Below are 12,149 nucleotides of genomic sequence, written 5' to 3' on the forward strand. Positions count from 1 at the left end.
CCGGACACCTGGCGAACCGGCTCAGTCGCTGCTGACGTCCTCGGCGGCGGCCTGCTCCTCGAGCTGGGCGCCGTACTCCTCGGCGGTGTCCGTGGTGACGACGGTGACGCCGGTGTCCACGCGGTCCTCGATGGTCCCGCCGTTGAGCAGCTCGACGGCCAGCTCCACGCTCCGGCGGCCCATGTCGTAGGAGTTCTGCGCGACGCTCGCGTCGAGCTCCCCGGCGAGCATGGAGTCCACCGCGTCGCTCGTGCCGTCGACCCCGACGACGAGGATGTCCTCGAGGTCGAGGCCCGCGGCCTTGATCGCCTCGATGGCCCCGAGTGCCATGTCGTCGTTCGCGGCGAAGACGATGGACACGTCCGGGTTGGCCAGGAGGATGTCGGCCATGACGGCGCGGCCCTCGGCGCGGTCGGAGTTGGCCGACAGGTCCGCGACGACCTCGATGTCGCTGCCCTCGAGCGTGTCGAGGGCGCCGTCGATGCGCGAGTCGGTCGACGGGTTGCCGGGCACACCGCGGATGACGGCGATCTGGCCGGAGTCGGCCTGCTCGAGGATGTACTCCCCGGCGGTGACGCCCGCCTGGTAGTTGTCGGTCCCGACGAAGGTCTCCTTGCCCTCCCAGCCCTCGATGTCGGTGTCGACGAGGAGGACGGGGATGCCGGCGTCCACGGCCTGCTGGAGGATCGGCTCGAGCTGCTCGGCCTGGGTCGGCGCCACGACGAGCGCGTCGACCTGCTGGGTGATGGCGGCGCGGACCTTGTCGATCTGCTCCTGGACCTGGGTCTCGGCGGTCGCGCCCGCGAGCGTGACGTTGACGCCCTCGGCCTCGCCGCCGTCCTCGACGCCGCCGGCCACCTGGAGCCAGAACGGCGAGGAGAGGGTCTTGAGCACGACGGCGACGGTCTGCTGCCCGTCGCTCGCGCCTCCGCTGCTCCCGCCGTCCCCCGGGTCGCCGGAGTCCCCGCCGCAGGCGGAGAGGACGAGCGCACCGGTGAGTGCTGCCGCGGCGAGCGCGGTCGTGTGCCGGGTGAACCTCATTGCTGGTGTCCCTTCTTCCCGGCGCCCTCGGTGGCGCCGACGATCATCGCGACCATGTCCTGTGCCGTCTCCGGGGAGGGCCGCGTGGTGCCGACCACGCGGCCCTGCCGCATGACGACGGCGTTGTCGCACACCTGGACGACGTGCTCCATGTTGTGCGAGATGAGGATGATGGAGATGCCGTGCTCCTCGGGGAGCCGGCGGATCGCGTCGAGCACGTTGCGGGTCTCGCGCACCCCGAGCGCAGCCGTCGGCTCGTCGAGGATGAGCACCCGCCGTGCGAAGGCCACGGCCCGGGCGACCGCGATCGCCTGCCGCTGCCCGCCGGACATGAGCCCGACCTGCCCCTTGAGGTCGGGCAGGTGCACCTGCATGGTGGCCAGGCGCTCCTGGACGTCCCGGCGCATCGCCTTGCGGTCCAGCCAGCCCAGTCCGCGCCAGCCGCGTGGCTTGGTGAGCTCGTGGCCGACGTAGAGGTTGGTGGCGACGTCGAGGTTGTCGAACAGCGCGAGGTCCTGGTAGACCGCCTCGATCCCGTGCTCACGGGCGGCGGTCGGGCTGGTGACGTGCACCCTCTGCCCGTCGAGGAGGATCTCCCCCTCGTCGAGCTGGTGGACGCCGGTGATCGCCTTGATGAGGGTGGACTTGCCGGCGCCGTTGTCGCCGAGCAGGCCGACAACCTCCTGGCGGTGGACGGTGAGGTCGACCCCGGCGAGGGCGGTGACGGCGCCGAAGCGCTTGACCGCGCCGCGCACCTCGAGGACCGGCACCGCGGACTGCTCGTGCTCCGTCATGCCCTCGCCTCCGTCTCCTCGGTGCGGACGACCCGGAGCCGGGTCTCCAGCCGGGCGCGCACGACGTCGAGCTCGACGGCGATGACGACCGCCGCGCCGAGGGCGACGTACTGCCAGCTGCTCTGGACGTTCATGAGGTTGAGGCCGTTCTGGATGACGCCGAGGATGAGCGCGCCGACGAGCGTGCCGATGACGGTGCCGCGGCCCCCGAAGAAGCTCGCCCCGCCGATGATGACGGCGGCGATCGCCGAGAGCTCCATGAGGTTGCCGGCCGTGGGGTAGGCCGAGTTCGTCTGCCCGGAGACGACGATGGCCGCCGTGCCGGCGCACATCCCGCTGAACACGTAGACGGAGATGAGGACGCGGTCGACGGGGACGCCGACGCGGCGCGCGGCCTCCCGGTTGCCGCCGATGGCGTAGATCCACTGCCCCCAGGTGATGCGCCGCAGCAGGACGTAGACGATGACGGCGAGCGCGGCGACGAGGATGACGGCGTAGGGCACGTGGCCGATGCGGCCCGAGCCGAAGAGCTTGATCGACTCGGGCATCCCGGTGATCGGCTGCCCGTCGCTGACGATGAGCGCCACCCCGCGGGCCACCATGAGCATCGCCAGGGTGGGCAGGAAGGGGTGCGGCAGCCGGCCCTTGACGAAGAGGGTGCCGTTGACGGCACCGGCCAGACCGCCGGCGAGGATCATCGAGGGGATGACGAGCCAGCCGGAGACGAGGTCGAGCTCGCGGATCCACAGCGCGCCGAGGATGCTCGACATCGCGATGACCGAGCCGACCGACAGGTCGATGCCGGCGGTGACGATGACGAGCAGCTGCCCCAGGGCGAGGATCGCCACGACGGACGCCTCCAGCCCCACGTTGCCGAGGTTGAACGGCGAGAGGAACAGCGGGTTGAGCGCCGCCATCACCGCCATGATGATGAGGAGCAGGAGCACCGGGCCGAGCCGGACGACGGTGAGCGCGGCGTGCAGGCCGCGGCTCTGGCGTCCCGGCTTCCCGGAGGCGGGACCCCCGGGCGGTACGTCCTCGCGGTCAGCAACGGCCGTCATCGGCTGTCCCCTCGTCCTGTCCCGGGGGCGGTGACCTGCCCCGCCCCTTGAGTGTGGTGCGCGTCACACCGGCCTGTCAACAATTGTTCTGACATTCCGACATCGGTCCGTGGTATGAGCACTGGCACGGGGGACAGCCTAAGGGGAGCAGGCGCCCACCCCGGCGGTCGGTGCGGGTGAGTCGTGCCGCAGGGTCAGGCGCCGCCGAGCGAGCGCAGATGCTCCAGGGAGCGCCGCGCGTCGTCCACCGGACCCAGCCCTGGGGCGGGCTCGGCGGCCAGGACGGTGTCCTGCTCCAGGACGTACCAGCCGTCGAACCCGGCACCGTCGAGCGCGGCGACGATCGCGGCGACGTCGACGTCCCCGTCCCCCAGCGGCGTGTAGATGCCCTGTCGCACGGCCTCGGTGTAGCCGATCTCACCGTTGCGCACGCGGCGCACGAGGTCGAGGCGCACGTCCTTGGCGTGGACGTGGTTGATCCGCGCGGCGTGCTCGGTGGCGAGGCGCACCGGGTCGGTGCCGCCGATGAGCAGGTGGCCGGTGTCCAGGCACAACGGGACGGACGAGCCCTCGACGACGCGGTGCACCTCCTCCTCCCGCTCGACCATCGTCCCCACGTGCGGGTGCAGGCTGGCGCGCACCCCGCGCGAGGCGGCGAGCTCGGTGAGCCGGTCGAGGTTGTGCAGGAGCGTGGCCCAGCCGGTCTCGTCGAGGTCGGGCCGCTCGTCGTAGCCGTCGAGCCCGGAGGTCGCCGAGAGCACGAGGACGTCACCGCCGGCCGCCTCGAAGGAGTCGAGCTCGCGGTCCACCTCGGGCACCGGGTCGTGGCCGGGGTCGTGGAGCACGACGGGCACGAACGCGCCGACGGCGGCCAGCCCGTGGGGCGTGAGCGCCGCCGCCCGCTCGGCCGGCGTCTCGGGCAGCCACCCCTGGGGGCCGAACTCCGTGGCCGTGAGGCCGAGCCCGGTCATCTCGCGCAGCACCCGGTCCGGGCTCATCTGGTGGCCCCAGCCCGGTACCTCGCACACGCCCCAGCTGATGGGTGCTCCGGCGATCCTCATGCTCACTCCTTACGGGACGGGGACGGGCGAGAGCGCGACGCGCTGCCCGGTGGTGGCGCTGCGGGTGGCGGCGTCGGCCAGGACGAGGGCGGCCCGGCCGTCGGCGAGCGAGGGCGAGGGCGCACGGCCCTCGCGCACGGCGTCGACGAAGTGGTCGAGCTCGCGGGTGTAGGCCTCGGCGTAGCGCTGGAGGAAGAAGTCGAGGTACCGCCCCGCCGCCCCCGAGGTCGTCGCGGTCGAGCTGCGCACGGCGGTGGCCGTGTGGTTGAGCGCCTCCAGCGTCCCGCGCGGGCCGAACGCCTCGAGGCGCTGGTCGTAGCCGGTGGCGCAGTGGCGGGAGTTGACGATCGTCGCCACCGCCCCGCTCGCGGCGACGAGCGTGGTGACGGCGCCGTCGAGGTCCCCGGCGGCGGCGACGACCGGGTCGAGACGCTGGCCCACGGCGTGCACCTCGACGATCTCCCCGAGGAAGAAGCGCGCGGTGTCGAGGTCGTGGATCGTCATGTCGCGGAAGATCCCGCCGGACTGGGCGAGGTAGCCCACCGGCGGCGGCGCCGGGTCGCGGCTGACGATCGTCAGCTGCTCGAGCGGCCCGATCTCCCCGGCCGCGACGCGCGCGTGGACCTCGGCGAACGTCGGGTCGAAGCGCCGGTTGAAGCCGACCATGACCCGGTGCTCCTGCCCGGCGACGGCGGCGAGGCACGCGTCCACCCGGGCGAGGTCGAGGTCCACCGGCTTCTCGCACAGCACGGCCTTGCCGGCGCGGACCGCGCCGACGACGTGCTCGACGTGCAGCGGGGTGGGCGAGGCGACGATGACGGCGTCGACGTCCTCGGCGGCGTGGACGTCGGACACGTCCGCCGCGACACGGGCGCCGTGGAGCGCGGCGAGGCGCGCGGCGGCGTCGCCCACCGGGTCGTGGACGACGCGCAGCTCGGCCCGCGGGTGGCGGGCGACGGTGGCCGCGTGCACGGCGCCGATGCGGCCGGCACCGATGACGGCGATCCTCACCATTGGGGTCCTTCTTCCGGGTCAGTCGGTGGTGCGCGGGAAGCTCAGCGAGGCGGTCACGGGCCGGTCCTGGTGGGGCCAGCGGCTCGTGACGACCTTGTTGCGGGTGTAGAAGCGCACCGCCTCCGGGCCGTGCGCGTGGTGCTCCCCGAAGAGCGAATCCTTCCACCCCCCGAAGGAGTAGTACGCCACCGGGGTCGGGATCGGGACGTTGACCCCCACCATCCCGGCCTGCACCTCGTGGGTGAAGCGCCGCGCGTACTCCCCCGAGGCGGTGAAGATCGCCGCCCCGTTGCCGAAGGGCGAGGAGTTGACGAGGTCGAGCGCCTCCTCGAAGGTGTCCACGCGCACGACGGTGAGCAGCGGGCCGAACACCTCCTCCCGGTAGGCGGCGACGTCGGTGCCCACCCGGTCCAGGACGGTGGGGCCGAGGAAGAACCCTCCCTCGTGCCCCTCGACGACGAGCTCGCGCCCGTCGACGACGAGCTCGGCGCCCGCCTCGAGCGCGTCGGTGGCGTACCGCAGCACCCGCTCGCGCGCCTCGGCGGTGATCACCGGCCCCATGCCCACGCCCTCGCGGTCCCCCGGGCCGACGACGATCCGCTCCGCCTCCCGCTTGAGCGCCCCGGCGAGCAGGTCGCCCGCCTCCCCCACGGCGACGGCGGCGGGCACGGCCATGCACCGCTCCCCGGCCGAGCCGAACGCCCCGGCGGCGATCTGCGCGGCGGCCTGCTCGATGTCGCCGTCGGGCATGACGACCGCGTGGTTGTTCGCCCCGCCGAGCGCCTGCACCCGCTTGCCGTGGGCCGCGCCCTTCTCCCGCACGTACCGGGCCACGGGAGTGGAGCCGACGAAGGAGACGGCCGCGACGCCCGGGTGCTCGAGGATCGCGTCGACCACCTCGCGCCCGCCGTGGACGACGCTGAACACGCCGTCGGGCAGGCCCGCCCGGCGGTAGAGGTCGGCGACGAAGTTCGCCGCGGAGGGGTCGCGCTCGGAGGGCTTGAGGACGAAGGCGTTGCCGGTGGCGATGGCGATCGGGTGCATCCACATCGGCACCATGACGGGGAAGTTGAACGGGGTGATCCCGGCGACGACGCCGAGCGGCTGGCGCATCGAGTGGACGTCGACGCCGGTGGACGCGTCGGCGGTGTACTCCCCCTTGCTCGCGATGCTGATCCCGCACGCGAAGTCGAGGGTCTCGCGGCCGCGGGCGATCTCCCCGCGGGCGTCGTCGAGGGTCTTGCCGTGCTCGGCGGTGATGATCCGGGCCAGCTCGTCGGTGTGCTGCACGACGAGCTCGCGCATCCGGAACATCACCTCGGTGCGCCGGGCGAGGGAGGTCGCGCCCCACTCGCGCTGCGCCGCGGTGGCGGTGCGCACCGCCTCCGCGACGACGGCGGCGTCGCCCTGGAGGAGCTGCCCGGTGACCTCGCCCGTGGCCGGGTCGTGGACGGGGGTGGTCGCGCCTGCGGGGCCCGCGTAGGGCGCGCCGGCGATCCAGTGGGTGATCGTGGTCATGACGTCTGCTCTCCTGGGGCCTGGGTCAGAGGTAGGGCCGCTGGTCGCGCTTGGCGTCCTCGTACTCGGCGCGGGCGCGCCGGGTGCTCTCCAGCCGGGAGACCTCGGGGACGGGCACGTCCCACCAGCTCGAGGACGGCGGGTTGGGTCCGTAGAGGTCGGTCTCGACGACGATCGCCGTCGTCGCCACGCTCGCCGCCGCCGCGGCGTAGGCGGCGCGGAACTCCTCGACCGACGCCGGCTCGAGCACCTCGACGCCGTAGCTGCGGATGTTCGCGGCGAGGTCGACGGGCAGGCGGGCGCCGTCGAGCAGGCCGGTGCGCTCGTCCCGCCTGCGGTACTCGGTGGCGAAGCGCTGGGAGCCGTGGGACTCCGAGAGGGAGCCGATCGAGGCCCAGCCGTGGTTCTGCAGGACGACGAGGACGACCTTGAGCCCCTCGGCGAGGATCGTCGCGATCTCCTGCGGGGCCATCTGGTAGCTGCCGTCACCGACGACGGCGACGACCTCGCTGCCCGGGCGGGCGAGCTTGACCCCCATGGCGGCGGGGATCTCGTAGCCCATGCACGAGTACCCGTACTCCAGGTGGTACTGCAGCGGGCTGCTGGCCCGCCACAGCGCCTGGAGGTCCCCGGGCATGGACCCGGCGGCGTTGACGAGGACGTCCTCCTCGCCCATGAGCTCGTTGAGCGCCCCGAAGATCTCGGTCTGGGCGGGCAGCGGGCCGTGGCCGCGGTGGTAGCACTCGTCGGTGACGCGCACCCAGTCGGCGACGAGCTCGCCCACCTCGCGGGTGTAGTCCTCCGGGACGCGGTAGCCGGCGAGCGCGGCGGTCAGCGCCTCCAGGCCCGCGCGGGCGTCGGCGACGACCATCTCCCCGGCGTGCTTGGCGGCGTCCAGGGCCTTGACGTTGAGGTTGACGAAGCGCACCTCCGGGTTGCCGAAGGCGGTGCGCGAGGCCGTCGTGAAGTCGGTCCAGCGGGTGCCGACGCCGATGACGACGTCGGCCTGCGCGGCGAGCGCGTTGGCCGCGGCGCTGCCGGTGGCCCCGACACCGCCGGCGGCGCACGGGTGGTCCCAGGCGATGGCACCCTTGCCGGCCTGGGTGTCGGCCACCGGGATGCCGGTGGCGTCCGCGAGCGCGGTGAGGGCGGCGCTCGCCCCGGAGTACACGACCCCGCCGCCGGCGACGAGCAGCGGGCGGCTCGCCTCGCGGACGAGGCGCGCGGCCCGCTCGAGGGCGGCCGGCTCGGGAACCGGGCGCGCGACGTGCCACACGCGCCGCCGGAAGAGGGCGACGGGCCAGTCGTGCGCCTCGGCCTGGACGTCCTGGGGCAACGCGATGGTCACCGCGCCGGTCTCGGCGGGGTCGGTGAGCACGCGCATCGCCGCGAGCAGGCTCGCCGGGAGCTGCTCGGGGCGGTGGACCCGGTCGAAGAACCGCGACACCGGGCGGAAGACGTCGTTGACCGACGCCTCCCCGCTCTGCTCGTTCTCCAGCTGCTGGAGCACCGGGTCGGCGGCGCGGGTGGCGAAGGTGTCGGCGGGCAGGAGGAGGACGGGGATGCGGTCGATGGTGGCCAGCGCCGCGCCGGTGAGCATGTTCGTCGACCCGGGCCCGATCGAGGCGACGCAGGCGAAGGTCTGGAGCCGGTCGGTCGTGCGGGCGTAGCCGACGGCGGTGTGGACCATGTTCTGCTCGTTGCGCGCCTGGTAGAGGCGCAGCGGCTGCTCCCCCGGCGCCGGGTCGACCTGGTTCTGCAGCAGGGCCTGCCCCACGCCGGCGACGTTGCCGTGCCCGAGGATGCCCATGACCCCGGCGAAGAGGCGCTGCTCGACGCCGTCGCGCTCGGAGTACTGGACCGACAGGAAGCGCACGAGCGCCTGTCCCACGGTGAGCCGGACGGTGCCCGGCGCGGTCGACTCGCTCATCCTCGTCCCTCTCCCTGCTCGACGGGCGCGGTCATCGGCAGGCGCGGGTCGACCTCCTGGCCCTCCCACGTGCCGCGGACCCAGGCGTGTGCCGGGTCGTCGGTCATGAGCCAGGTGCGGTCCTCCGCCGGCCCGGCCATGACGTTGAGGTAGTACAGGTCGTAGCCCGGGGCGGCAGCGGACGGGCCGTGGTAGCCGTGCGGGGTGAGCACGACGTCCCCCGATCGCACCTCGGTGGTGAGGTCGAGCGGCCGGTCGGCCGTGCCGTAGGTGCGGTGGAGGGCCAGGCCGGCCCTGCCGTCGGGGCCGGGGCGCACCTGGAAGTAGTAGATCTCCTCGAGCTCGCGCTCGTCCTCGGCGTGCTCGTCGTGCTTGTGCGGCGGGTAGGAGGACCAGTTGCCGCCGGGGGTGAGCACCTCGCACACGAGGAGGTGGTCGGTGCGCACGTCGTTCTCCAGCGCGTAGTTGTTCACCTGCCGGGAGGCCGAGCCGGCGCCGCGCAGCTCGGTGCGCACCCGGTCGGCGCCCTGGTGGGAGACGGGCAGGGACTGCCCGGCGCGCGCCGTCGGGAGGGCGAGGGTGGCACCCGCGGCGGAGGTGACGGTGAGCGTCGTACCGAGGGGGACGTAGAGGTAGTCGGTGACGGCGGTGAAGACGTCCGGCCGCCCGGCGAGCTCGTAGGTGCGCCCCTCGACGGTGACGGTGCACGAGCCGGACAACGGCAGGACGAGGAGCTCGTCGGCGCCGGTGCTCACCTGCTCGCTGCCGCCCGGGGGCAGCTCGAGCACCTTGAGGCCGGCGAAGCGCCACCCGGCACGCTCGGGGGTGACGTCGAGGCGGTAGGGCCCGTGGGCGGTGTCGCCCGCGCGCAGGACGAGGTCGTGGCTCACAGCAGCCCCACCGCCCGGTCGACCGCACCCTCGACGTCGCCGTCGTTCGGGTAGAGGAGGGAGCGCCCGAGGACGAGGCCCTGGATGCCCGGCAGGCGCAGCGCCCGCGCCCAGCCGGCGGCGGTGGCCTCGGCGTCCGGGCTCACCTCGCCGCCGAGGATGAGGACCGGCAGCGTGGTGGCCGCGGCCACCGCCTCCATGTCCGGCACGAGCGGCAGCTTGAGCCACGTGCGGGCCGACGTGCCACCGAGCCCGGAGGCGACGGCGACGGACGTGACGACGGCGTCGGTGGTGAGCTCGTTGACGGTGCGCCCGTCCACCCGGTGGGAGAGGAACGGCTCGACGATCGCGGTGCGGCCGGCGGCGGCGAGCTCGTCGACCGCGCGGGCGGCGGACTCCAGGGTGCGCAGCGACCCCGGGTCGCCGGGGTCGAGGCGCAGGAGCATCTTCCCGCCGTCGAGACGCTGGTCGACGACGGCGCGGGCGGTGTAGCCGGTGAAGCGGTCGTCCATCTCGTAGCTCGCGCCGCGGAGCCCGCCGCGGTTCATCGAGCCGTAGACGAGCTTGCCGTCCAGCGCCCCCATGAGGGCGAGGTCCTCGACGACGTCGGCCGTGCCGAGGAAGCCGTGGACCCCGGGGCGGGCGAGCGCGGCGGCGCAGCGCCGGAGCAGCTCGCGCCGGTCCCCCATCGCCATCGGGTCACTGCCCGCGGCGAGCGAGCCGCGGGCCGGGTGGTCGGCGGCGATGACCATGAGCTTGGCGCCGGTGGGCAGCCGGCCGGGCGGGCGCTCGGCCAGTGCGCGGGCGACGCGCTCGGGCTCGTGCAGGCGCAGCTCGCGGATCTCCGCGACGCTCAGACCCACAGCGGCCTCCGCTCGACGTCCTGCGGGTGGGCGCCACGGTCGAGGACCTCGAGCACCTCCGCCTCGGTGGGCATCGCGGTGGAGCACTCCAGGCGCGCGGCGACGATCGCCCCGGCGGCGCTCGCCGCGGCGAGGGTGCGCCCGAGCGACCAGCCGGAGAGCAGGCCGTGGCACAGCGCGCCGCCGAAGGCGTCGCCGGCGCCGAGGCCGTTGACGACCTGCGTGGGGGTGGCGGGCACCTCGACCCGCTCCTCGCGCGTCTTGGCCAGGGTGCCGCGCGGTCCCTGCTTGACGACGGCGATCTCGACGCCCGCCTCGAGCAGCGCGTCGGCGGCCCGGTCCGGGTCGCTCTCCCCGACCGCGACCTCGCACTCCTCCCGGTTGCCGACGGCGAGGGTTACCCCGGGCAGGACGTCGCGCACCTGCGCGCCTGCCTCCGCGGCGGAGTCCCAGAACATCGGCCGGTAGTCGAGGTCGAGGACGGTGTGCTCGCGGCGGGCCCGGGCCGCCAGCGCGGCGAGGTGCGCCGCCCGGGAGGGCTCCTCGGACAGGCCGGTGACCGTGAACCACATGATGGCCGCGCCGCGGACGGCGTCCAGGGGCAGGTCCTGCGGGCGGACCTGGAGGTCCGGGGCGCTCGGCTCGCGGTAGAAGTACAGCGGGAAGTGGTCCGGCGGGAAGATCTCGCACAGCGTGATCGGGGTCTTGAGCTCGGTGGACGTGACGACGTGCGCGTCGCTCACGCCGAGGCGGACCATCTCGCGGCGCACGAAGCGGCCGAACGGGTCGTCGCCCACGCCGGTGATCGTCGCGGCACTGTGGCCGAGGCGGGCGGCGGCGACGGCGACGTTCGTCGGGCTGCCGCCGAGGAACTTGCCGAACGTCTCGACGTCCTCCAGGCCAACGCCCGTGGTGAGGGGGTAGATGTCGACGCCGCTGCGCCCGAAGGTCAGGACGTCCGGCGCCCCCAGCGAGCCCGTCATCTCCACTCCCCTCCTCCCCCCGGGCGGGACGTCACCGGCCCGCCGGACCGGCGTGGACCGGTCAACAGATTGTGTCCCAGAGCCGGGAGCCGGTCAACCATTTGTCTGGACATATGGACTTTTGCGACGGACGCGCCACATCCCGGGCCGTGGGGGTGGCATCATGAGGTTGTCGCGAAAACCTGGCGGAAAGGTGAGGGTCATGCGGACCACGTCGGTGCCCGCCCCCACGTCCGGGGAGACCTACCGTCCGATGGTCAACCTCGACCGCGCCAGCCCGGTGCCGCTCTACCACCAGATCTCCTCGGTGCTCCAGGCGGCCATCGTCTCCGGTGAGCTCGCGCCGCACGCGCGCATCGAGAACGAGCTGGCGATGGCCGACCGCCTCCAGGTCTCCCGCCCGACCGCGCGCCGGGCGCTCCAGGAGCTCGTCGACAAGGGACTGCTCGTCCGCAAGCGGGGCGTGGGCACCGAGGTGGCCCCGGAGATCATCCGCCGCCCGGTCGAGCTCACCAGCCTCCACGACGACCTCGCAGCCGCGGGCCGCGAGCCGCGCACCGACGTGCTCGACTACGAGGTGCGCCCGGCCGACGCGGAGACCGCCGCCCGGCTCGGCATCAGCCCCGGGCAGGACGTCGTCCACGTGCGCCGGCTGCGCTACGCGGACGGTGAGCCGCTCGCGCTGCTCACCAACGACATCCGCGCCGACCTCGCCCCCGGGCGCGAGGAGCTCGAGCACGAGGGCCTGTACGCCGCGCTGCGCGAGCGCGGCGTGCGGCTGCGCCTCGCGCACCAGACGATCGGCGCCCGGCAGGCGACCGCCGCCGAGGCGCGCGTCCTCCACGAGCCGGCGCGCGCCGCCGTCCTCACGATGGAGCGGGTGGCGATCGCGGACACGGACACCGTCGTCGAGGTCGGCACGCACATCTACCGGGCCTCCCGGTACACGTTCCAGACCAGCCTCGTCGCCCGCTGAGGCGGGCGGCGCCCCGGG

The 12,149-nt window shown here is 74.0% G+C and carries 11 protein-coding genes; 1 reads left to right on the top strand and 10 read right to left on the bottom strand.

Annotated features, from left to right (window positions below; translation table 11 throughout):
- Nucleotides 1-21: 21 nt before the first annotated feature.
- The 10 genes from FHE66_RS12520 to iolC form a co-directional block, all read right to left on the bottom strand.
- Entirely contained in the window at nucleotides 22-1,041 is a 1,020-nt protein-coding gene (locus tag FHE66_RS12520) for a sugar ABC transporter substrate-binding protein (RefSeq protein WP_139073292.1), read from the bottom strand.
- Entirely contained in the window at nucleotides 1,038-1,835 is a 798-nt protein-coding gene (locus tag FHE66_RS12525) for an ATP-binding cassette domain-containing protein (protein WP_139073293.1), read from the bottom strand. Before FHE66_RS12525 ends, FHE66_RS12520 begins: the two co-directional genes overlap by 4 nt.
- A complete protein-coding gene (locus tag FHE66_RS12530) occupies nucleotides 1,832-2,896 on the bottom strand; it encodes an ABC transporter permease (protein ID WP_139073294.1) in 1,065 nt (354 codons plus the stop codon). The genes FHE66_RS12525 and FHE66_RS12530 overlap by 4 nt, the downstream gene beginning before the upstream one ends.
- A gap of 194 nt (nucleotides 2,897-3,090) precedes the next feature.
- The gene (locus FHE66_RS12535) at nucleotides 3,091-3,957 is read right to left on the bottom strand and encodes a TIM barrel protein (RefSeq protein WP_139073295.1); all 867 of its coding nucleotides are present in this window, start codon (nucleotides 3,955-3,957) and stop codon (nucleotides 3,091-3,093) included.
- Nucleotides 3,958-3,966: 9 nt separating this feature from the next.
- Nucleotides 3,967-4,971: an inositol 2-dehydrogenase gene (gene iolG, locus FHE66_RS12540; protein WP_139073296.1), complete on the bottom strand. Its 1,005-nt coding sequence runs from the start codon at nucleotides 4,969-4,971 to the stop codon at nucleotides 3,967-3,969.
- Between the two features lie 18 nt (nucleotides 4,972-4,989).
- Nucleotides 4,990-6,489: a CoA-acylating methylmalonate-semialdehyde dehydrogenase gene (locus FHE66_RS12545; RefSeq protein WP_139073297.1), complete on the bottom strand. Its 1,500-nt coding sequence runs from the start codon at nucleotides 6,487-6,489 to the stop codon at nucleotides 4,990-4,992.
- A 25-nt stretch (nucleotides 6,490-6,514) separates the two neighbouring features.
- Nucleotides 6,515-8,419, bottom strand: coding sequence for a 3D-(3,5/4)-trihydroxycyclohexane-1,2-dione acylhydrolase (decyclizing) (gene iolD / locus FHE66_RS12550; protein WP_139073298.1), 1,905 nt, complete (start codon nucleotides 8,417-8,419; stop codon nucleotides 6,515-6,517).
- The gene (gene iolB, locus FHE66_RS12555; RefSeq protein ID WP_139073299.1) at nucleotides 8,416-9,309 is read right to left on the bottom strand and encodes a 5-deoxy-glucuronate isomerase; all 894 of its coding nucleotides are present in this window, start codon (nucleotides 9,307-9,309) and stop codon (nucleotides 8,416-8,418) included. Before iolB ends, iolD begins: the two co-directional genes overlap by 4 nt.
- Nucleotides 9,306-10,172: a deoxyribose-phosphate aldolase gene (locus FHE66_RS12560; RefSeq protein ID WP_218013717.1), complete on the bottom strand. Its 867-nt coding sequence runs from the start codon at nucleotides 10,170-10,172 to the stop codon at nucleotides 9,306-9,308. The genes iolB and FHE66_RS12560 overlap by 4 nt, the downstream gene beginning before the upstream one ends.
- Nucleotides 10,163-11,155 carry a 5-dehydro-2-deoxygluconokinase gene (gene iolC / locus FHE66_RS12565; RefSeq protein WP_139073300.1) on the bottom strand — a complete coding sequence of 331 codons (993 nt, stop codon included), beginning with the start codon at nucleotides 11,153-11,155 and terminating at the stop codon, nucleotides 10,163-10,165. The genes FHE66_RS12560 and iolC overlap by 10 nt, the downstream gene beginning before the upstream one ends.
- A gap of 202 nt (nucleotides 11,156-11,357) precedes the next feature.
- Here iolC and FHE66_RS12570 point away from each other — a divergent pair, with 202 nt between their 5' ends.
- Nucleotides 11,358-12,131, top strand: coding sequence for a GntR family transcriptional regulator (locus FHE66_RS12570; protein WP_139073301.1), 774 nt, complete (start codon nucleotides 11,358-11,360; stop codon nucleotides 12,129-12,131).
- Nucleotides 12,132-12,149 lie beyond the last annotated feature (18 nt).

It is taken from the genome of Georgenia sp. 311, from assembly GCF_006151955.1.
GTDB lineage: Bacteria > Actinomycetota > Actinomycetes > Actinomycetales > Actinomycetaceae > Oceanitalea > Oceanitalea wutianyii.